We start from the raw sequence: 23,647 nt of genomic DNA on the forward strand, positions 1-23,647 counted from the left end.
TCCGTGCGGGGAGGGAATGCGCAGGAAGCTATGACGCCACGTGGCGCCACCAACAAGATGCAGCGAAGTAGCTACCGCTTGTCGCTAACCCGCCGTTCGGGGGCAACGCTCGGCGCCGCCCGGTTTCGGGTGGCGTCGCGCGTAGTCCGTCGAACAACAGCCATCTTTCTGCGACACTTCTTCCCCAAAAAGTGCCAGTTGTACCGTACGACACTTGAGAGAACTTTGGAAACTTTAGCCCCAAATAACACATCGGGTATTTCACCAGGTGGATTGCTGTATCCAGACGAAAAAGCAGGTACTCACCACAAATGCTGGTGAATACCTGCTAGTCGATATTCAGGAACGTGCGCGCTGGACTAAGCAGATCCGGCGTGTCCGACGGCCAGTTCCGAAGGTTCGCTCACCTGCTCGGTGACCGCGGGTTCGGGGCTCCGACGCCATTTGACGGCAAAAGTAATTGCCGCCGCGATCGCCACAATCGCCACCAAAAGGACCGTGTACAAGGCCCACGGCGGACCCGGTTGGACAATCTCATGGGAAAAGCGATCGGCGATCGCAGCAGAACTGTCCCCGAACGAGCGATCCTGCGCGGTCTCGAGCTGTACTCGACTGATCGAATCGCTGGAACTGCCCATCCAGTCCGGACTCATCACCAAGATCGTGCCGCCCTCGGATTCGCCGACCGTCGTCGCCAGATCCCGGAGGTCGGTGTCGCGGGAAGGATTGGCGTCGAGGACGATCACGCTCAAATCGATCCCGCGCTCACGTGCGTCGGCGACGACATTCACCAGTGCAGGGACATCGGCAGCCGGTGCGGAAACCCCATTCTGCGCAACGTCGGCAACCACGTCGTCGACATCGACGTCCGATGGGACTGCGGCATGCAGAGGTAGTGCGGCGTGCAGCGGACCGCTCGCATGCAAGGGCGTGAAGACCAAATGTGTAGGAGCAGACATCTCTCATCCGGGTGCAGTTCGGTGCTCGTTCACACGCGAGTGTGCGAATGAATCCGAGGTCGTTATCGGGCGGTCTGACCGCGACGGGCCTGAATGCACCCTACTTGAGGTTGAGTGCGAAGCCCGCGAGTCTTCGACACTCCGCGCAATCCGTTGTGGGTCAGCTCACCCAGTCCACCCTGCGTTGCGCAGGTCCTGAGACTGCGTGAAGATTGTTTCGGTCAAGTTGCCCCGAAGTCTCACAGGACAAGCGTACTGTTAGACTTCAGACCGAGAGGTACCTCGCCTCGACCGAGTCCACTTCAGCTCCGATGTTCGGACAGTTCTCACGTGAACTGTGCGATTGGCGTGAGCTGTCACCGGATACGCCGAGTTGTAAGTACCTCGCTTCAGCTGCCGACACAGCCCCGTCGGTGGCGACCCTCATAGACGAGTGGAGCAGACGTGAGCACCAGTATTGATTCGTTCGGAGCAAAGGGAACCCTCGAGGTCGGTGAGAACTCTTACGAGATCTTCCGCCTCTCGGCCGTCCCCGGCACCGAGAAATTGCCTTATTCCTTGAAGGTTCTCGCCGAGAACCTTCTCCGCACCGAAGACGGTGCCAACATCACCGCGGATCACATCCGCGCAATTGCAAGCTGGGATCCCTCAGCTGAGCCGAGCATCGAAATCCAGTTCACGCCTGCCCGCGTGATCATGCAGGACTTCACCGGCGTTCCTTGCATCGTCGACCTCGCCACCATGCGTGAGGCCGTCACCACCCTCGGTGGCGACCCGAACAAGGTCAACCCGCTCTCCCCCGCCGACATGGTCATCGACCACTCGGTCATCCTCGACGTCTTCGGCCAGGCCGACGCTCTCGAGCGCAACGTCGACCTCGAATACGAGCGCAACGGCGAGCGTTACCAGTTCCTCCGTTGGGGCCAGGGAGCATTCGACGACTTCAAGGTCGTCCCCCCGGGAATGGGAATCGTTCACCAGGTCAACATCGAGTACCTGGCACCCACCGTCATGTCCCGTAACGGACAGGCATACCCCGACACCTGCGTCGGCACCGACTCGCACACCACGATGGTCAACGGCCTCGGCGTGCTCGGCTGGGGCGTCGGCGGCATCGAGGCCGAGGCAGCAATGCTCGGTCAGCCCGTCTCCATGCTCATCCCCCGCGTTGTCGGCTTCAAGCTCTCGGGTGAGATCAAGCCAGGCGTCACCGCAACCGACGTCGTGCTCACCGCCACCGAGATGCTCCGTAAGCACGGCGTCGTCGGCAAGTTCGTCGAGTTCTACGGCAAGGGTGTCGCCGAGGTTCCGCTCGCGAACCGCGCAACCCTTGGCAACATGAGCCCCGAATTCGGTTCCACCGCAGCGATCTTCCCGATCGACAGCGAAACGATCGACTACCTGCGCCTCACCGGCCGCAGCGACGAGCAGCTCGCTCTCGTCGAGTCGTACGCCAAGGAACAGGGCCTGTGGCACAACCCGGACCAGGAGCCCGTCTTCTCCGAGTACATCGAGCTCGATCTGGGAACCGTTGTTCCCTCGATCGCCGGCCCGAAGCGCCCGCAGGACCGAATTCTGTTGTCGGACTCCAAGCCTGCGTTCCGCAAGGACATCCACAACTACGTGGAAGACAACCAGCCGACCGAGCACACGCAGCTCGACGAGGCCGTCGAAGAGTCCTTCCCCGCTTCCGATCCCGCGGTGCTCTCCTTCGCTGACGACGGAGCGGTCGACGTTCTCTCGGCTGCGAACGGTGCGCATGGCCGTCCGAGCAAGCCGGTCGTCGTCAAGTCCGACGCCGGTGAATTCGTTCTGGACCACGGCGCCGTTGTTGTTGCCGGCATCACGTCCTGCACCAACACGTCCAACCCGTCGGTCATGCTCGGCGCTGCACTGCTCGCACGCAACGCCGTCGAAAAGGGCCTTGCCACCAAGCCGTGGGTCAAGACCAACATGGCTCCCGGTTCGCAGGTCGTCACCGACTACTACGAGAAGGCCGGCCTGTGGCCGTACCTCGAGAAGCTCGGCTACTACCTCGGCGGTTACGGCTGCACCACGTGCATCGGTAACACCGGCCCGCTGCCCGAGGCAGTCTCGAAGGCCATCAACGACAACGATCTCTCGGTCACCGCGGTGCTCTCGGGTAACCGTAACTTCGAGGGTCGCATCTCCCCCGACGTCAAGATGAACTACTTGGCTTCCCCGCCGCTCGTGATTGCCTACGGCCTCGCCGGAACCATGGACTTCGACTTCGAGACCGATTCGCTCGGTAACGACACCGACGGAAACCCCGTCTACCTCAAGGACATCTGGCCGTCCACGCAGGAAATCGAAGAGACGATCAAGTCCTCGATCGACCAGGACATGTTCCGCAAGTCGTACGCAACCATCTTTGCGGGCGACAGCCGCTGGCAGAACCTCGAAACACCGAAGGGCGACACCTTCGAGTGGGACGCGAACTCCACCTACGTGCGGAAGCCACCCTACTTCGACGGTATGACGATGGATCCGGCTCCGGTCAAGGACATCAAGGGCGCTCGCGTCCTCGCACTGCTCGGCGACTCGGTCACCACCGACCACATCAGCCCGGCAGGTCCGATCAAGGTCGGCACCCCCGCCGCGCAGTACCTCGACTCCCATGGCGTCGAGCGTGCGGATTACAACTCGCTCGGATCGCGTCGCGGTAACCACGAGGTCATGATTCGCGGAACGTTCGCGAACATCCGTCTGCGTAACCAGCTTCTTGATGACGTCTCGGGTGGATACACGCGCGACTTCACGCAGGAAGGCGCACCGCAGGCATTCATCTACGACGCGTCGCAGAACTACCAGGCAGCCGGCATCCCGCTGGTCGTCCTGGGCGGCAAGGAGTACGGCTCCGGATCCTCGCGTGACTGGGCTGCCAAGGGCACGAGCCTGCTCGGCGTCAAGGCCGTCATCACCGAGTCGTTCGAGCGCATCCACCGCTCCAACCTCATCGGCATGGGCGTTGTCCCGCTGCAGTTCCCGGTCGGCGAGTCCGCAGGGTCGCTCAAGCTCGACGGCACCGAGACCTTCGACATCGAAGGCGTCGAGAAGCTCAACGAGGGCGTCACCCCGAAGACCATGAAGGTCACGGCAACGCGCGAGAACGGCGAGAAGGTCGTGTTCGACGCAGTCGTACGCATCGATACCCCCGGTGAAGCGGATTACTACCGCAACGGTGGCATCTTGCAGTACGTGCTCCGCAACATGATCCGAGGCTAGTTCGCCAGCCTGCCTTTTCCGCACGGCGGACTCAGCGACCTTGCTGAGTCCGCCGTGTGCGTTTGGTATCGGTTCACGGGTGGTGCCAACTCCGAACAAAGAGTCGGCATCGTGGAGATGCGCGAGACGAGGACAAGAACGTGCCCAAGGTCAGTGAAGACCATCTCGCGGCACGGCGCAGTCAGATCCTTGACGGTGCCCGCCGCTGCTTTGCGGAATACGGCTACGACGGCGCCACAGTCAGAAGACTGGAAGATGTCACCGGGTTGTCCCGAGGCGCGATCTTTCATCACTTCAAGGACAAGGACGGACTTTTCCTCGCGTTGGCGAGCGAGGACGCGAGCCGCATGGCCGACGTCGTCGCCGAAGAGGGCCTTGTGCAGGTGATGCGCGACATGCTCGCTCAGCCCGACCAATTCGATTGGCTTGGCACACGCTTGGAAATTGCCCGGCGACTGCGGACCGATGCGGATTTCCGTGCCAAATGGTCACAGCGGTCGGCGGAACTCACCGAGGCGACCAGCGCTCGTCTGTCCTTCCAGAAATCTGCCGGGCGGTTGCGTGACGACGTACCCACCGACGTACTGATCGGCTATCTCGATCTGGTGATGGACGGTCTGGTGGCCCGAATCGCGTCGGGCCACGCCGGCAACAATCTGTCGGCGGTCCTCGATCTGGTCGAGGAATCGGTGCGTCGACAGGACTGAGGGACTGCGCCCCTGTGCGCCTTTTCGGTAGTGGGAGCTACCAGAAAGGCGCACAGGCGGTTACGCCAGCTGAATCAGCTCGAGGTATTCCTGCGACCAGTGATCCTCGTTGCCGTCGGGCAGAAGGATGACGCGCTCGGGGTTGAGAGCCTCAGCCGCACCCGGATCGTGAGTCACCAGGACAACGGCGCCGGTGTAGCTGCGAAGCGCGTCCAGGACCTGCTCGCGGGAGATCGGGTCGAGGTTGTTGGTGGGCTCGTCGAGCAGCAGGACGTTTGCAGCGGACGACACGAGGCCGGCCAGTGCCAGACGGGTCTTCTCACCACCGGAGAGTGTGCCTGCCGGCTGTTCGAGCTGCGGGCCCGTGAACATGAATGCACCCAGGAGCGAACGCAGTTCCTGCTCCCCCGTGTCCGGAGCGGCGTGACGGATGTTCTCCCACACCGAATCGTTGTCGTCGAGGGTATCGTGCTCCTGCGCGAAGTAACCGATCTTGAGTCCGTGACCCGCGATCAGCTCACCCGCATCGGCTTTCTCGGCGTTCGCGAGGATGCGCAGCAGGGTCGTCTTGCCTGCACCGTTGAGTCCGAGGATGACAACGCGGGATCCGCGGTCGATCGCCAGGTCGACGCCGGTGAAGATTTCGAGTGAGCCGTACACCTTGGTGAGGTTCTTGCCCATGAGCGGAGTCTTGCCGCATGCTGCGGGCTCGGGGAAACGGATCTTCGCGACCTTGTCGGACACGCGCTCGGCATCGAGGTTGGCCATCAACTTGTCTGCGCGCTTTGCCATGTTCTGAGCGGCAACAGCCTTGGTTGCCTTGGCGCCCATCTTGGCTGCCTGGATGCGCAGAGCGCCGGCCTTCTTCTCGGCGTTGGCGCGCTCGCGGCGTCGACGCTGCTCGTCGGTTGCACGGGCGTCGAGGTACTTCTTCCAGTTCATGTTGTAGATGTCGGCTTCACTGCGCACGGCGTCGAGGAACCAGACACGGTTGACGACGTCGTTGAGCAGATCAACATCGTGACTGATGACCACAAGGCCACCCTCGTGATTCTGGAGGAATCCGCGCAGCCACGTGATGGAGTCCGCGTCGAGGTGGTTGGTGGGCTCGTCGAGGAGCAGAGTCGTGTCCGAGCGCGCGCCGCTGCCATCGGACGCGGCAAAGAGAATTCGAGCCAACTCGACGCGTCGACGCTGACCACCGGACAGCGTGCTCAGTGGCTGGCCGAGGATGCGATCTTCGAGGCCGAGGCTGCTGGTGATGCGTGCAGCTTCACTCTCGGCTTCGTAGCCGCCCAGGGAGGAAAAGCGGTCTTCGAGCTGACCGTACTTCTTGACTGCCTTGTCCTGTGATTCCTGGTCGAGAACCTCGCCCATGAGAATCTGCTGCTTCTCCATGTCACGGAGCATCGTGTCGAGGCCACGGGCCGAGAGGACACGATCCTTGGCGAGCACGCTCAGGTCGCCCTCTTTGGGGTCCTGCGGCAGGTAGCCGAGGTCGCCGGTCCGGACGACCTTGCCCGCGTACGGCTCTCCCTCACCGGCGAGGAGACGCAGTGTGGTGGTCTTGCCTGCACCGTTACGACCGACCAATCCGATGCGATCACCGGGCTGAATTCGCAAGGACGGACCGGGCGCCGTGAGAAGGGTGCGGACACCGGCACGAACTTCGAGGTCAGTGGCGGTAATCAAGCAGAACTCCTCAGAACTAAAGACAACTACGGGCAAACGTGTCCTGACGGCAGACACAAGAACTTCCAATTTTACCGTGAGCTGGGGCCATCTCCGACCAGCGGCGTGTGAATCCGCTAACAGTGGGAGATCTGCGATGTAGATGGAATCCTCGGGGGATGACAACCCGAACAACCGCCGCAGACGTCGTCATCGTGGGCGGCGGGCCGGCCGGGCGGGCGCTGGCGACGAGATGCGTCGCCCACAATCTGTCGGTCATTCTGATCGATCCGCACCCCACGCGAGCGTGGACGGCAACGTATGCGGCCTGGCTCGACGAGCTTCCGGCGTGGTTGCCGGACGCGGCCATTTCCAGTCGTATCGGTCGCCCGTCAGCGTGGGCGCAGCGACCCACAACGCTCGGTCGCACTTACTGCGTATTGAATACATCGATACTGCAATCAATACTGTCGACCGGATCTACGCAGGTCATAGCAGAGAGAGTCACTCATGTGACTACCCACTCCCTCATCTGCGCTGACGGGACCCGTATCGGCGCACAGGTCGTGGTCGATGCCCGTGGAACAACCCCGACTCCCCGAACGGCACAGCAAACCGCCTTCGGAATCGTGCTCGATCGTGCCGCCGCGGAGCCCGCACTCGACGGCAACGCAGCCTGGTTCATGGACTGGCGACGCGACAACGGCACCGCGGAAACCGCAGAGCCGTCGTTCCTCTACGCCGTCCCCCTCGACGCCAACCGGACGCTCCTCGAGGAGACGTGTCTTGTAGGTCGACCGCCCCTACCGCTCGGCGAGCTGAAACGGCGACTGCACATTCGGCTCGGCAATCGCGGCGTCACCGTTGCGGAAGACGCCCCCGTCGAACGTGTCCGGTTCGCTGTGGAATCGCCACCGCGTCGGCGCGGTGATCCCTTCCGATTCGGCGCACGCGGCGGACTGATGCATCCCGGCACCGGGTACAGCGTCGCCACGGCTCTGAACGAAGCAGACGCTGTTGCTTCGGCGATTGCCCGCGGCGACGACCCTCAGAACGCACTGTGGCCGCGAGCGGCTCGAGCTGTCGCAGCACTGCGGCGAGTAGGCCTGAGCGCACTTCTCACGCTCGAAGCCGCTGACGTCGAAACGTTCTTTGCGACGTTTTTTGCGCTGCCCGTCGAACAGCAACAGGCCTATCTGTCGGATCGCCGCGATGCAGCCGCTACGGCGAAGGTCATGACGTCACTATTCGCCGCCTCACCGTGGCGGGTGAGACGAACATTGATGGGCGCGCCGCTTTCAGCGTTGAGGTCGAAATAACGGCGGTCCAAGTAACGGTCGTTGATAGCGTCACTACATATCGCCTCACCGATCACTGGAGTTTCCTTGTTCATTCTTTATGCCCTTGTTGCCGTGATTCTGACTGCCACTCTCGCCGGATCTGCCTATCTCGACATCACGCGCGAAGAAAAACTCGTCGACACCCTGACCGGATTGGGCGTTCCCGAAGAATGGATTCCCGGGCTCGGCGTCATCAAGCTGATCGGCATCGTCGGCCTGCTCGTCGGGCTTGTGGTGCCGGCGATCGGCGTTGCCGCTGCCATCGGGCTGATCCTGTATTTCATCGGCGCCGTCGCCGCTCACCTGCGATCGGGCGACCAGAACATCGTGCCTCCCGCGATGCTCGGCCTCCTCGCCGTTGCCGCCTTGGTGCTGCGTATCGCGTCGTCCTGACCCGCCGACGCGGTGATCGCGAACAACAATTCGACATCGCACCCATTGTTTTCTCTCGCGCAATTGCGTTGCAGCGACCATCATGGGAACCATGCGATCGATTTGGAAAGGCTCGATAGCGTTCGGTCTGGTCAATGTTCCGGTCAAGGTGTACTCCGCAACAGAAGATCACGACATCAAGTTCCACCAGGTCCACGCCAAGGACGGCGGCCGGATCAAATACAACCGCGTGTGCTCGGAGTGCGGAAACACTGTGCAATTTGCCGATATCGACAAGGCATACGACGCCGAAGACGGGACGCGCGTTGTCCTGACCGACGAGGATTTCACGAAGCTGCCGGCTGCGGAAAAGCATGAAATTCCGGTGCTCGAGTTTGTCGCGAACGAGCAGATCGACCCCATCCTTTTCGAGAAGAGTTACTTCCTCGAACCGGACTCCGCGTCACCGAAGGCATACGTCCTTCTCTCGACGGTGCTCACGGAGAGCGATCGCACTGCGCTTGTCCACTTCACACTCCGGCAGAAAACGCGTCTGGCGGCGTTGCGCGCCAGGGACGGCGTCCTGGTAATTCAGACCCTGCTGTGGCCGGACGAGGTTCGCGCTGCCGAGTTCCCCTCGCTCGACGGCGCGGAGAAGCCGAAGCCGAAGGAACTCAAGATGGCGCAGACACTGGTAGACAGCATGGCGGGCGATTTCGACCCGACCGAATTCACCGACGACTATCAGCTTCAGCTTCGCGAACTGCTCGAGAACATGATCGAGAGCGGCGGCAAGAAGGTCATCCCCGCAGCCGAGGTCGAACAAGGCGGCGAGGACGCCGACGTCGTCGATCTGGTGGCAGCACTGCAACGAAGCGTCGACGAGGCAAAATCCAACGCGTCGAAGACCAAGACCCGCAAGCGCGCCTGAGCACCTACCGCCGAATGTCCTGTTCGTCGATCAAGGCATCGAGTTCAGCGTCGACGTCGGTGCTTCGATCACCACCCGACGCAACGGCCAGTTTCACCGCGGGCCCGATCGCCGCCAGCCCGACGTCGGTGAACATGTCCGCGTGTGAGGTGGGGACCGGACGGTCCACGATCACGCCGGTTATGAACGGTCGCCACGCCGACGCAGTGCGCAGTGGGTCGAAGGTGTCCGTGTGTGCCGAGAAGAACAGCAGATCACCGACGAATCTGCCGGGGCGATAACGATGTGCAAGGTGCGCCCCGGCGCAGTACTCGTCGTACAGTCGCTCGATCGTGTTGCTGGAGGCCAACGGATGATCCCCGATACTGCGACGGAGTAACACTTCCGCAGCCGCGGGAGTCAACTCCACCGCATCAGGGACCGCTATCCCCAGCCCCGCGACCAATTCCGCGAGTGTGGGTTGCGCTCCGTCCATTGACGGATCCTCGAGCACGAAACTGTCCAACAGGACCAGTTCGGCAACGCTCTCCCCCAATGCCTGCAGCTGCACGGCAGCAGCGTGCGCGATCAGTCCCCCGATCGACCATCCGAGTAGGTGATATGGACCGTGCGGCTGGACTCGGCGGATCTCCGTGACATATCGCGCCGCAAAATCTTCGATCATCTCTGCCCGGAATTCCGGGTCCGTGAGGATCGGCGACTGCAGGCCGTACAACGGTCGGGCTGGATCGACGTACTGAGCCAACCCGCCGTAGCACCAGGCCAAGCCGATCGCGGGATGGACGCAGAACAGCGGTTCGGCTTCCCCTGAGGTTCGGATAGGCAGCAGAACCGACAGTGCTGATGCATCCGACTCGGACAGTGCTGATGCATCCGACTCGGCCGAGGCTGATGTATTCGGCTCGGACGAGTCGGCGTCGGCAAGCTTGCGGGCCAGCGCCTCCGGCGTCGGATCCGAGAACAACCACCCAACGGGAACTGCGCTCCCGGTCCTCACCTCGATCGCAGCTACCAGACGTGTTGCCATCAGCGAGTTTCCGCCGAGATCGAAGAAGCTCGAATCTGCGTGGACCATGTCGACGTCGAGTTCGAGTACGTCGGCGAATGCCGCGCACAGTGCGATCTCCGCGGAACCCTCCGGCCTGCGGCCGCCGTCGTCGTCCCACGTGGGGGTCGGGAGCGCGGAGCGATCGACCTTGCCTGCCGGCGACGTCGGGATCGAGTCGATCGTCACGAAGGCGGACGGCACCATATGCGTCGGCAACAAGCGAGCGGCATGGCGGCGCAACATTGCCGAATCGATACTTCCGCCGACGGCAGGGACTACGTACGCCACGATCCTGGAATCGCTGCCGGCCCCAACGACGGCCGCGACGGCTGCACGGACCGACGGTTCCGACGCCACGACCGTGTCGATTTCTCCCAGCTCGATACGGAACCCCCGCACCTTGACCTGGTGGTCGCCACGTCCGAGGTAGTTCAACGAACCGCCGCGGTCTCTGCGCACCAGATCGCCGGTGCGGTACATCCGCGCACCTGCCTGGCCGTGCGGGTCGGCAACAAACCGTGTTGCCGTCAACGCGGGACTACCGAGATACCCCCGCGCAAGTCCGGCCCCGTTGACGTACAACTCCCCGACGAGTCGCCCGGGTACCGAGTGCAGGCGCGAATCGAGAACACGCGCGGCGACGCCCCGGATCGTGCCACCGATCGACACCGGATCCCCGACGCTCAACTCGTCGCTGATCGTGACCGCGACCGTGGCCTCGGTCGGACCGTAGGCGTTGAACATCCGTCGCCGTGGGGCCCACTGGGATACGAGCTCGGCTGAGCACGTATCGCCGCCGACGATCACTACGTCGAGCTGATCGAGTCCGCTGGGATCAACCGTCGCCAGGGCTGCGGGGGTGACAAACGCGTGCGTGACGGCGCAGCGCTGCATCACATCTCGCAGTTCGGCGCCGCCGTACACCGTCGCGGGTGCAATCACCATGGTTGCGCCTGCGCCGACGGCAAGCAGCAGTTCGAGAATCGACGCGTCGAAGCTGGGAGACGCAAAACTCAGGGTGCGGGAATCAGCGCTCACGCCGAATCGCTCGCGTTGTTCCTCCGCAAAAGCTGACAGTCCCGCGTGGGTGACCAACACGCCCTTCGGTTTTCCGGTGGAACCGGACGTGTAGATCAGGTAGGCCGGGTGATCGAGCTCGACCGACACCGGACGCACGTCTGCGCCGCCGACGGTAAGTTCGAGCGACTCGAGTGTGACCCACCGCGATGTGTCCGGCAGGTCGGCGACATAACTGCCGGCTGTCAGTCCGAGAACGGCCGCGCTGTCGCGAAGCATGTGTTCGATGCGTTCGGCCGGATACGCCGGATCTACCGGCAGGAACGCCGCGCCGGTCTTGGCTACAGCCCACACTGCGATCACGTAGTCGACGGAGCGCGGAAGTGCAATCGCGACAATCGTTTCCGGGGCAGCGCCACTCGCTACCAGCACGCGGCACAGAGCGTCGGACCGGCGATCGAGTTCGCCGTACGTCAGCGCGCCGGACCCCGCCACGTCGATCAATGCCAGAGCGAGCGGATCGGACGCAGCTCGGGCGAGAAGCTGCGGCAACGTCGCGGGGTCGCCTGCTACGTCACCGTGCACAGCACTGGACTCATTCGGTCCGAGGAGGTCCACGTCGCCGACTACGACGGTCGGATCGGCAGTCACCTCGGCGACAAGCGTCTCCAACATCGTTGCAAACGACGCAGCGGTATCTGCGTCGAACAGATCCGTTGCATAGGTCAGGGACGCGGTGTACCCGGCGCCCTCTGCGTCTGTCTGTTCCACGACCGTGAATTGCAGATCGAACTTCGCGACGTCGGGCGTGATCTCCTCCGCGCGGACGCTCAGTCCGGGCAGTTTCCACGCCACCTGATGAGCGGCGTGGAAGGAGAACATCGTCTGGAACAACGGATGGCGGTCGGTTGTACGCGGAGGCGCAACAACCTCCACAACCTGTTCGAAAGGAATGTCCGTGTGGGCAAATGCATCCAGGTCAACGGCGCGAACAGTGCGTAGTACGTCGACGAAGGTCGCAGCGGGATCGACAATCGTGCGCAGTCCGACGGTGTTGACGAACATTCCGACCAGATCGTCGAGAACTCGGTGGCCACGTCCGGCGACCGGCGAGCCGATCACGACGTCGCTGCTGCGACTCACGCGAGACAGCAGCACGGCGTACGCCGCGTGCAACACCATGAAGGGTGTCGCTGCGTTAGATCCGGCAAGGGCTTCCACTGCGGCGCGAATGTGCGACGGCAGCGTGACGGTGACGTGCGCACCAGCCAGCGATTGAGTGAGCGGGCGCGGCCGATCAACGGGGAGATCGATCAACTCGGGTGCCCCGCGCAAGGTTTCCCGCCAGTACGACGCCTGTGCGCCGAGCAGACTATCGGGGTCGTCCGCGCCGCCGAGCGCCTGGCGCTGCCACAGGGCGAAGTCGGCGTAGTGCACGTCGAGGGGTGTGAAGTGCGGAGCATGCCCGGAGCATCGCGCAATGTAAGCGGTGAGCACGTCCCTCATCAAGGGCGCGACGGACCATCCGTCAGCGGCGATGTGGTGCACGACGATGACAAGAGTGTGGCGATCCGGTGCGGTCTCCATCAGTAGTGCGCGGATGGGTGCTTCGGAGGTGACGTCGAAGCCGCGAGAAGCAAATTCGGCGGCAATCGACACCGCCCCACGGGCGCCTTCCGTCTCGAATTCCACCGCGGTGACGTTGCTCTGCACCACCTGATGCGGCCCGGTATCCGAGTCGGGGAACACCGTTCGCAAGATCTCGTGACGCTCGATCACATCGAGCACCGCAGCTTCGAGAGCCGGCACGTCGAGGCTGCCGTCGAGTGAGATTGCCGCCGGAACGTTGTACGCGGGTGAGGCCGGATCGAGTTGGTTGAGGAACCAGATGCGTGATTGCGCGTACGACAGTGGAATTCGTTCGGGGCGCTTGGTGACAGTGATCGGCGGCAGCGCCAGGACCGAAGCCGTTGAATCCAGCGCAGCTGCGAGGTCTCGGATTTCTGGGTGTTCGAACAGCATGCGGACCGGAACGTGGCGGCCCAGTGATTCGCCGAGACGCGCAACCAGCCTGGTCGCGAGCAGTGAGTTGCCGCCGAGGTCGAAGAAATTGTCCAGGGCGCCGATGTCCTCGGTACCGAGCAGTTCTCCGAACGCGTCGGCGACCACCAGTTCGGTTGCCGTGACCAGGGGCGCCACCGTTCGCTCGATCGTGCCAAGCACCGGGGCCGGTAGTGCGGCGCGGTCCAGCTTTCCGACGGGGGTGAGTGGAACGTGGCCGATCGGAGTGATCGCCGATGGCACCATGAACGCCGGCAGGGACCGGCGCGCATGGCTCAGAAGCTCTTCCACCGCAACTATTTCCGTCGACAGCACCACGTACGACGCCAATATCGTCTCGCCGGCCGGGCCGTCCACACCAACCGTGACGGCAAATTCGACGCCGGGATGGCTGCTGAGAACCGAATCGATTTCGCCGAGTTCGATGCGGAACCCACGAACTTTCACCTGATGATCGGACCGCCCGACGTAGTCGATGGTTCCGCCGGCAGTCCACCGCACCAGGTCACCGGTCCGGTACATACGAGTTCCACTGGGACCGAATGGCGCCGCCACAAATCGCGATGCGGTCAGCGCAGGCTGATCGTGGTATCCGCGGGCCAGTCCGAGACCGGCGATGTAGAGCTCACCCGTCACACCGATCGGCACCGGATTTCCGGATCCGTCGAGAACGACAGCCGACACTCCGCGGACCGGTCCGCCGATAGTGACCGGCTCCCCCACTGCCAACGCGTCGCTGATGCACACCATGACCGTGGTTTCAGTGGGGCCGTAGCCGTTGAACAACCGACGGCCCGGCGCCCATCGCTGCACCAGTTCGGGCGGGCACGCTTCGCCGCCGACAACGATCGATTGGAGCACGTCAAGTCCGGCGGGATCGACCGAGGCAAGCGCTGCTGGTGTGATGAAGGCGTGCGTGACGCCTTCATCGACTACGAGCTCAGCTAAGTCCTGACCGCCGTACACATCGGGTGAGGCAATCACCATCGTGGCACCGGTATCTATGGCAAGCAGTAGTTCGAGGATGGAGGCGTCGAAGCTCGGTGACGAAAAATGAAGGGTCCGCGAGGAGGCGGAGATGCCGTATCGCTGCGACTGTTCGGCGGCTAACGCACTCAGTCCGCGGTGAGTGACGCTGACGCCCTTGGGTTTACCCGTCGAGCCCGACGTGTAGATGATGTATGCAAGGTTGTCGGCTCGGATAGGTGCTGCTGGAACCACCAGTTCGCGCGAATCAGCGACAATCTCGTCCATTGTCAACCACGGCACGGATCGTGGAAGCGACTCGAGCACAGATGTTGTCGTCAATCCGCGCGATGCTCCGGAATCGGTGAGCATGTGCAGGATTCGATCCGCCGGATATCGCGGATCGACGGGAACAAACGCCGCACCGGTCAATGCCACGGCCCACAGCGAAACTATCGAGTCGACGGATCTCGGAATCGCAATCGCCACAATGTCTTCGGCGCCGATTCCTTCCGTTGTCAACCGATGCGCCACCGCTGACGCACGGGAATACAGTTCACGGTAGCGCAGGGTCACGTTGCCCGATCGGAGCGCAACCGAATGTCCGGCCTCCGTTGCCGTCTGGGTGAAGATGTCCGCCAAGGTGCGCGATCCGACCCAGGCCGGCCCGCGAACCGGCATCAGCGACGCCCGCTCGTCGGCGGTGAGCAGTTCGATATCGGCGATCGTGGTACTCGGATCGGCGATTACGGCCCGCGCTACCGACTCGAACCGTGCGGCAATCCGAGCTGCTGTGTCCTCGTCGAACAAAGCGTGCGCGAAACGCAGGGAGCCGGTGATCTCCGGGTTGTCGGAATCACCCGCCACGAGCGTCAGTTCGAGATCGAATTTCGCTGTCGCAGGTTCGAGTGGCTCCGCGTGCAGATGGACGCCATGCACACTCACCTGCGGAGAAACAAGATTCTGGTGGTACGACAGCATGACCTGGAACACCGGATGACGCGGCGTCGACCGGTCGAGATCGAGTGCGTCCACCAGTACGTCGAAGGGCAGATCGGCGTGTTCGAATGCGGCGAGGTCGCTCTCGCGTACGGCGTCGAGCAGGTCCGTGAACGGCGCCCGGTGATCAACCGCTGTGCGCAGCGGCAAGGAGTTCACGAACATTCCGATCAGCGCATCGAGTTCGGGGCGCCCACGGCCGGCAACCGGTGTTCCGATCACCACGTCGTCGGTCGCGCCGAGGCGTGCAAGAACAAGTGCAAACATCGCGTGCAGGACCATGAACTGCGTTGTTCCGGTGTCACGGGCCAGAACGCCGATGCGCCTGCCTGCATCGGAGTCGAGGATGACCGGGACGGAACCGACCGCGGTGGTGGACTCGGATCCTCGTGGACGATCCTTGGGTAGGCGCAATTCGTCCGGCGCGCCGGCCATTGTCGCCGTCCAGAACTTCAGCTCACGAGAAACCACGCTTTCCTGATCGTGTGCATCACAGAGAACGGTGTGCTGCCACAGCGCGTAATCGGCGTACTGCACGTCCAGCGGCATAAATACCGGCGAGTCCCCTACTGCGCGAGCCGAATACGCAGCAACGAAATCCGCAGCAAACGGGGTCAACGACCAACCGTCGAAGGCAATGTGGTGGATAACCACCACCAGACGATGCACGTCCGGGCCTTCGCGTACCAGCAGTGCCCGTAGCGGAAGGTCCGCACTCAGGTCGAAACCTCGACCTGTGAACTCGTCCACCGTGGTGTCGGCATTACCGGTGCACTGCTCCACCGCAAAATTCACGTCGGCCCGCGCGCGAATGATCTGAACGGGACCGTCAGCGTCATCGACATAGACGGTTCTCAGTGCTTCGTGACGTGCGATGACATCGGACAATGCCGCTTCGAGGGCGTCGACCGACACGTTTCCGGTAATCCGAATCGAGAACGGAATGCTGTAAGCCGGCGATGCCGGATCGAACCGGTTGACGAACCACAGTCGCTGTTGCGCGGCCGAAAGCGGCACGCGATCAGGGCGGACAACGGCCGTGAGAGCCGGGCGATCGTCCGAGGCTGCGACGCACGAAGCGAGACGCAGTGCCAGACCTTCGACGGTGGGGTTCTCGAAAATCGACCGCACCTCTACCGCGATACCCGTCGCGGCGGTCAATCGTGCGGTGACCTGCGTGGCGATCAGCGAGTTGCCACCGAGATCGAAGAAACTGTCGCTTGCTCGCACGGCGGTCACATCCAGAAGCGCTGCAAAGACATCCGCTACTGCCTGCTCCAGACCCGACTCCGGCGCGCGCCCGGTACCGAGGATTTCACGCGCGAGCGGCGTGGGTAACGCCCGGCGGTCCAGCTTTCCTACCGGCGTCAGCGGTATGGCGTCGATGGCGGTGATGGACGACGGAATCATGTAGCGGGGCAGAGTTTCCCCGAGCAACCCGAACAGAGCTTCGGTGTCGCGGTTCTCGTCACTGAACAGCACGTACGACGCCAGTGCGGTCCCTACGGAGGATTCGACGGCGATTGTTGTTGCGAACTGTACAAACGGAGATTCCATCAACGCGGCGTCGATCTCACCGAGTTCGATGCGGAATCCGCGGATCTTGAGTTGATGGTCGCTGCGCCCCACGTAGCGAAGTGTGAGGTCCTTGGTCCAACGAACGAGGTCTCCGGTTCGGTACATCCGTGCACCGTCGGTCGAATACGGATGTGCGACAAAACGATCCGATGTCAATCCGGCACGTCGATGGTAGCCGCGAGCCAGCCCCGGTCCACCGATGTACAGCTCGCCGACGCCGCCGACCGGCACCGGTTGCAGCCACGAGTCCAGGACAACGGCGTCGACACCGCGGATGGGTCCGCCGATGGTGATCGACTCACCGGGTTCGATCTGGTCGCTGATCGCCACCATCACCGTGGTTTCGGTGGGCCCGTACCCGTTGTGCAGCCGGCGTCCCCGGCCCCAACTCTCGACGAGTTCCGGTGTGCAGACGTCGCCGCCGACAACAACACATTCAAGGTCGGAGATACCGGCGGGATCTACCGTCGCGAGTGCTGCGGGTGTGACGAAGGCATGGGTCACCGCGCTCGTTCGAAGGAACTTCCCAAGCGCGTCGCCGCCGAAGATGTCGGCCGGCGCGATCACCATCGTCGCGCCGGTGGACCCCGCGAGCAGAAGTTCGAGTACGGCACCGTCGAAGCTCGGTGACGCAAAATGTAGGGTCCGGGAATTCTCGGTGATCCGATATCGATCCTGCTGTTCCCGCGCAAGATTGGCCAGGCCGGAGTGCGTGACGACAGTGCCTTTCGGCACGCCGGTCGATCCGGACGTGTAGATGATGTACGCCGCAGACGCTGGTGTGGTCGATGTGGAGTGCTCGTCGTGGCCGATCGGAGAGTCCGGATACGCCGCGACCTCCGCCGCGATGTCGGGGTCGCGAAAGTCGATCCACGCGGCGACGCTGCCACCTGCGGCAGCGTCGACTGATTTGATGCCGATCCACGCTCCGGAATCCTCGAGCATGTGCGCCACGCGATCTTCCGGGTACCGCGGGTCGACGGGAACGAAGACTCCACCGGATTTGGCGACTGCCCACACTGCAAGAACCGAGTCGACCGACCGCGCAACTGCCAGCGCTACCGGTACCTCGCCGCAGACGCCCAGGTCCATGAGGTATCGAGCGATCCGATTGGATTCACTGTCAAGCTCGCGGTACGACAGTGCGCGCTCACCGTCGTCGACAGCAATCCGGTCGGGATATACCTCTGCCGTGCCGCCGATAATCTGCGCTAGCGTCGCATCGGGCAACCCTGCCTGACCGCGTCGTGGCAGTACGGCGGCGCTTTCACCGTCACTGAGCGTGTGAAGATCGCCAACCCGAGTTGCCGGGTCGGTAACGGCGGATTGCACGAGCGTCACGAAGTTCTCGGCCATCGCTTCGATGGTCGACGCGTCGAACAGGTCGGTGGAATAGGTGAGGGTGGCGTCGATTCCGTCTGGTCGCGCAATACCCTCGATCTCGGCTTCGTGCCGTTCGGCGATCGTCAATTCGAGATCGAACTTGGTCAGGCCGGTATCGACCGCTCGAGCCGTCATCGAGATCCCGGCGATTTCTCCGGTGTTGGCGGTCGCAATCCGCGAGGTGATTGCCACCTGGAACACCGGATTGTGCGACGACGAGCGATCGAGTTCCAGTGCGTCCACCACAACGTCGAAAGGCACGTCAGCGTTGTCGAAAGCGTCGAGGTCGATACTTCTGACCAGTTCGAGGTATGCGTGAAATGTCATGCCGCGATCGATGACCGTCCGCAGAGCGAGTGTGTTGACGAACATGCCGACGATCGGATCCAGAGACCTGTCCCCTCGACCCGCGACCGGCGTTCCGACGACGATGTCGTCCGTACCGCTGTACTTGGCCAGTAGCAGAGCAAAGCACGCATGCAGAGCGATGAACGGCGTGGCGCCGTGGTCTGCGGCCAGAGCCGTCAGTTTCTGATGGACGGGCGCATCAATCCTGAAGTCCACGTGCGAACCGCGCAGCGACGGCGCGATCGGGCGAGGACGATCGATCGGCAGATCAAGTTGTTCGGGTGCGTCTGCGAGTTGGCGAGTCCAGAACACAATCTGTTCGGATGCAAGCGAATTCGGGTCGGCGACTTCGCCAAGGTGCTGACGATGCCACAGGGCGTAGTCGGCGTACTGGACGGTTAGCGGTTCCCACATCGGAGCGTGGCCGGTGACCCGAGCGGCGTAGGCGCCGGTGAGATCGGCGGCCAGCGGAGCAAGTGACCAACCGTCCGCCACCATGTGATGCAGGACAACCACCAGGACATATTCGTCGGTATCGGCAACCTGGATCAGCAGGAACCGCACCGAAGATTCACGCACCAGATCAAAACCGGCCGAAGCAAATTCGAAGATCCGGTCGTCGAGCAAGCGCCGTTCGACGCCGATGGATTCCAGCGCCTCGAAGCCGTCACCGGGATCGAGGATTTCCTGAACTGCCTGGTCGCCGCACTGGGGAAACACGGTGCGCAGCGATTCGTGCCGAGTCACGACGTCGAGAAGAGCTTGCTGCAGCGCTGCAGTGTCGACGTTGCCCCGCAGCGATATCGCAAACGGAATGTTGTACGCACCGGACTCCGGCGCCACTCGCCCCAGGAACCACAGTCGCTGTTGTGCGGGCGCGAGCGGTAGCGTCTGCGGACGTGGTTCAACCCGCAGGGCACCGCTGTCCGGCGTCTGAGTTGCGTGATCTACGCTCGCGGCAATTCCGGAAACAGTCGGGTGGTCGAACAACGCCCGCAAGGGCATTCGCACTCCCGTTGCCTCGGCCACCCGGGCAACCACCGTCGTCGCGGCCAATGAGTTTCCGCCGAGATGGAAGAAGTTGTCGTCGAGCCCGAGTGGGCCACTGCCAAGAATGTCGGCAAGAACAGCGGCAACCGCAATTTCGGTCGCAGTAGTCGGTGACCGGAACGCAGCCTGGGAACCCAGGATCGGTGACGGCAGGCTGCGTCGGTCGAGTTTTCCATTGGTGGTCAAAGGAATTGCGTCGATCACCATGAACGCGTCGGGAACCATGTACGTCGGGAGCATTCCAGCAGCATGCATTCGCAACGCCTGGTCGTCGACGACGTCGGCTGTGGTCACATACGTGACCAGAACATCACCGGCCGGTGTGGGTGCCACCACCGTCACGGCGTCGTTTACTCCAGGCGCAGCGAGAATTACGGCGTCGATCTCACCGAGTTCTATCCGGAAACCACGAATCTTGACTTGAGCGTCACCGCGACCGAGATACTCGAGCCGGCCGGGTTCAACCCAGTGAGCCCGGTCTCCGGATCGGTACAGCCGCCCTCCGCCGGCGTTGAACGGGTCGGCGACAAACCTGCACGCAGTCAGGTCCGGACGCCCGAGGTAACCGCGAGCGACCTGGCCGCCGGCAACGTAGATCTCCCCCGCAACACCCACTGGGACGGGTGCGAGATGGTCATCGAGCAGGTAGACCCGAAGTCCGTCGATGGCGTCACCGATCTGGCTGCCGGCCGCTGAGCGTGCGTGTGCACTGCCCAGTTCGAGACGAGTGACGTGCACCGTCGTTTCGGTGATCCCGTACATGTTGACAAGAGTCGGTGCCGAGTCGCTGTGATTGTCGTACCAGCGCCCGAGGCGACGCAGGTCCAGTGCTTCACCGCCGAAGATCACGTACCGGAGCGCAGTCGGAGACACTGCACGCGTGTCCGCCTCGATGTACTGGTAGAACGCCGACGGTGTCTGATTCAGCACGGTGACGCCTTCTTCGGCGACAAGGGCACGGAAGGCATCGGGATCACGCGAAAGGTCGTGGTCGACAAGTACCAGCGTTCCGCCGTTCAGCAGCGCTCCCCACAATTCCCACACCGAGAAGTCGAAGGCAAACGAGTGGAACATCGTCCACACATCGGTGTGGTCGAACCCGAAATCACGACTTGTGTTCTCGAACAGTCGCATCACCGCTGCATGAGTTACGGGAACTCCTTTCGGCCTCCCGGTCGAGCCCGACGTGTAGATGACGTAGGCCAGGTTGTCGGCGCTGTGAAAACCCGAGTAGTCGCCGAGAGCGTCTGCGGAGAATTCGGCGGATTCGACCCCGACCACCACCACATTCGGAATTTCGGAATCGGAGATAATGCACACCGGCTTCGCGTCGTCGATCACAAATCTCACCCGATCAGCCGGGTGCGCACGATCGAGTGGAAGATAAGCACCGCCGGCCTTCAACACGGCTGTCACGGCAACGATCATGTCGAGCGATTTCGTCAGCATGATGCCGACAAGCGATTCGGAACGAACACCCTCCTGGATCAGCTTGCGGGCCAACCGGTTCGATCGCTCGTCCAGTACTCGGTACGACATCCGCTCGCTGCCGCACACCACCGCGACAGCGTGTGGCAGGTTGCGGACTTGACCGGCAAGGACGTCGGTCAGTGTACGAACCGGAGTTGGCGGCCGCACCGGCCGTACGAGCGCACCTCGCTCGTCGGCTCGCAGTAGCGCAACAGCCCCCAAAGCCAAGCGAGGTGTCGTCACCAGCGCGGTCAGGATTCGGTTGAAGCGGTCTGCGAGATCCTCGGCAGCTCGCTTCGAACCGAGCCAGTCCACAACCCCGGTGACAGTCCGGTCGCCGCTGCCGTCACTGCCAGCCGGGACCGTCAGCGAGACAACAAGGTCCGGGTCGGTGGCGATGTCGGACCCGATGGGCACCCCTACTATCAGCCCGGGAAACCGTGGGTGCGCGTCGAGTGCTTCGTCGAAACACAGCATCGCCCGGAACAAAGGTCCGCTCTCCACTGTGCGACCGTCCCCGAGGGCTGCGGTGACCGATGTCAGAAGGGTGTCCGCACGATCGAATGCTTCGACGGTGACACCATCTACGATCTCGACCAATTCCGCGAGCGTCGCGGAGGTCGACGCTTCGGTTCTCAGGACTAATTGATTGGCGAACATCGATACAAAATCGTCGGGACTCGGCGAACCGTATCCACGCACCGATACCCCGATTGACACTTCTTCGGCCGAGCCGTGGCGTCGTAGCAGGCCAACCATCGCGGACTGCAGCAGCACGAACACACTCGTATCCGTCGCCGCGGCCATCGACTCGAGACACCGGAACACATCGGATTCGATCGCGACGGGCGCCTGAGATCGAATCCCGTCCGCCGACACCGGCAGCCCCAGTTCTTCTGCAGGTGTCGAAAGTTTCCGCGCCCAGTATTCGATATTTTGCGAATGGCGAACATTGTCGACCCAGCTCCGTGCCCCGTGAAAATCTATATCCGACAATCGGGTATCAGGACCAGCGGCGCAGAACAATTCGAGGAAATCGAGGAACCCACAATGGTGGGCGGTAAGGGTGTGGTCGGTATAGAGATCCGGGTTGGCCGCAAAATCGATCTGGATGTCGGTGGTGGACGGCTGGTAGACGTTGACCGATAGATCCTCCACCGGGCCCGTCGAGATCACCCGGAGTTCACCGGCGGCGGCGCCAAGAGTAATGCCGGAATGAAACAGCATCAGATTGATCAGTGGTCCGTGAAATCCTCGACCATCGGCAATGGCCCCAGTACCCGCGTTGAGATCTCGTCGCAGATCCTCGTGCCGATACTTCTGATGACGCAACGCGCCGGTGAGTTCCAGTTTCACCTCGCGGAGCACGTCACCGACGCAGTAGTTCGGGTCGATCGTCGCCCGCAGCGGTACAACGTTCGACATCATTCCGCCGGACCGTCTGGCAGCCTTTGTCGTGCGTCCGGACACGGGCAGACTCAGGACCACATCTCTGGTGCCGATCGTGCGGGCCAGGAACGCGGCCAAGGCTCCGATCACTACTGACGCGGTTGTGACGTCATGAGCGTCCGCGACGATTGCGATGGTGTTTCGCAGCGCCGCAGGCACAGTTGCCGATCGGATCCGGGCCCACGACTGCGCTGGCGCCGTATTGCGTGCAAGTGACGTCCCGGACGGCTGATCAGCCATCTTCGTGTTCCAGTACTCCCGATCGCGGTTCCATCGCGTCGAACCCAGGTAGTCGGATTCGGACTGGACCAGAGCGGGGAGCGACGCTGTTTCCTGGTCGGGAACCGGTTCGTTCCGAACGGATGCGGTGTAGATCTCGGCTGTGCGATTCATCATCGACATCGCGCCGAACCCGTCGAGAGCCACGTGATGAATGCGGCTGTACCAGTAGTAACGGTCCTCCGCAAGCACGAGAACTGCCATCCGCACCAGACGATCGACGAAGGGATCCATGGGGGTGGTGTGTTCGCGGTGCATCCAATCCTGGGCTGCCGCTTCAGGATCCGACTCTCCGCGCAGGTCCACCACGTCCAGCCGGTCATCCAGGTTCACGTCGAGCCATTGCCGTGGCGTGCCGTCCACCTCGACCAATCGGAGATACCCCGATCCGATCTCACGTCCGGTTTGCTTACTCGCCGCGGTCAGTACGGCAATGTCCAACGGTCCGTCCACATCGACGTACTGCGCAATGGTGACCGGAATTTCGGGCCTCAGCTGTTGCGCGACAAGTAAGGAAAGTTGTGAAGGGGACAGTGGGAAAGTGTCGGACATTGTTCCTCGATTGGGGCTACCTTCCACACGGATCTCCCTTGAACGAAGTAGTCGTGACACACGAGTAAAAACGCACCAGTCAATAAGCCGAGCCAAGAAAGGAGCAAATGCCGAAAGCTGACAAATTGCCCACTTGAGATCTCATCGTGACAATCCGTCGCGGCGTTACCACACAGATATATGAGAGCGGATCACAAATGCGGCAAAACAGGACTATCGTC

8 protein-coding genes are annotated in these 23,647 nt (G+C 62.6%); 5 read left to right on the forward strand and 3 right to left on the reverse strand.

From position 1 onward, the window contains the following. Positions 1-359: 359 nt before the first annotated feature. Complete coding sequence (locus EEB13_RS15740; protein WP_045067711.1) at positions 360-959, reverse strand: DUF6676 family protein; 600 nt, start codon at positions 957-959, stop codon at positions 360-362. Positions 960-1,403: 444 nt separating this feature from the next. Here EEB13_RS15740 and acnA point away from each other — a divergent pair, with 444 nt between their 5' ends. After that, positions 1,404-4,205 (forward strand): aconitate hydratase AcnA, encoded by a 2,802-nt coding sequence (gene acnA / locus EEB13_RS15745; RefSeq protein ID WP_033232089.1) that lies wholly within the window; start codon positions 1,404-1,406, stop codon positions 4,203-4,205. Positions 4,206-4,345: 140 nt separating this feature from the next. Further along, complete coding sequence (locus tag EEB13_RS15750) at positions 4,346-4,912, forward strand: TetR/AcrR family transcriptional regulator (RefSeq protein WP_141485757.1); 567 nt, start codon at positions 4,346-4,348, stop codon at positions 4,910-4,912. A 60-nt stretch (positions 4,913-4,972) separates the two neighbouring features. Here EEB13_RS15750 and EEB13_RS15755 read toward each other — a convergent pair whose 3' ends face one another. Further along, entirely contained in the window at positions 4,973-6,604 is a 1,632-nt protein-coding gene (locus tag EEB13_RS15755) for an ABC-F family ATP-binding cassette domain-containing protein (RefSeq protein ID WP_033232091.1), read from the reverse strand. Between the two features lie 158 nt (positions 6,605-6,762). Here EEB13_RS15755 and EEB13_RS15760 point away from each other — a divergent pair, with 158 nt between their 5' ends. From EEB13_RS15760 to EEB13_RS15770, 3 genes are all read left to right on the forward strand, one after another. Beyond that, a complete protein-coding gene (locus EEB13_RS15760; RefSeq protein WP_141485759.1) occupies positions 6,763-7,902 on the forward strand; it encodes a lycopene cyclase family protein in 1,140 nt (379 codons plus the stop codon). A gap of 66 nt (positions 7,903-7,968) precedes the next feature. Then, positions 7,969-8,316: a DoxX family protein gene (locus tag EEB13_RS15765; protein WP_141485761.1), complete on the forward strand. Its 348-nt coding sequence runs from the start codon at positions 7,969-7,971 to the stop codon at positions 8,314-8,316. An 82-nt stretch (positions 8,317-8,398) separates the two neighbouring features. Further along, a complete protein-coding gene (locus tag EEB13_RS15770) occupies positions 8,399-9,226 on the forward strand; it encodes a Ku protein (RefSeq protein WP_045067708.1) in 828 nt (275 codons plus the stop codon). A 4-nt stretch (positions 9,227-9,230) separates the two neighbouring features. Here the strand turns inward: EEB13_RS15770 and EEB13_RS15775 are convergent, their stop codons facing one another. Beyond that, positions 9,231-23,426: a non-ribosomal peptide synthetase gene (locus tag EEB13_RS15775; protein WP_261984564.1), complete on the reverse strand. Its 14,196-nt coding sequence runs from the start codon at positions 23,424-23,426 to the stop codon at positions 9,231-9,233. Positions 23,427-23,647: the final 221 nt, after the last annotated feature.

The organism is Rhodococcus sp. WS3 (genome assembly GCF_003797085.1).
Lineage (GTDB): Bacteria > Actinomycetota > Actinomycetes > Mycobacteriales > Mycobacteriaceae > Rhodococcus_F > Rhodococcus_F globerula.

Coding starts and splice junctions, on each gene's coding strand:
- EEB13_RS15775 (WP_261984564.1), bottom strand. CDS start 23,426: ATGTCCGACACTTTCCCACTGTCCCCTTCACAACTTTCCTTACTTGTC.
- EEB13_RS15740 (WP_045067711.1), bottom strand. CDS start 959: ATGTCTGCTCCTACACATTTGGTCTTCACGCCCTTGCATGCGAGCGGT.
- EEB13_RS15770 (WP_045067708.1), top strand. CDS start 8,399: ATGGGAACCATGCGATCGATTTGGAAAGGCTCGATAGCGTTCGGTCTG.
- EEB13_RS15760 (WP_141485759.1), top strand. CDS start 6,763: ATGACAACCCGAACAACCGCCGCAGACGTCGTCATCGTGGGCGGCGGG.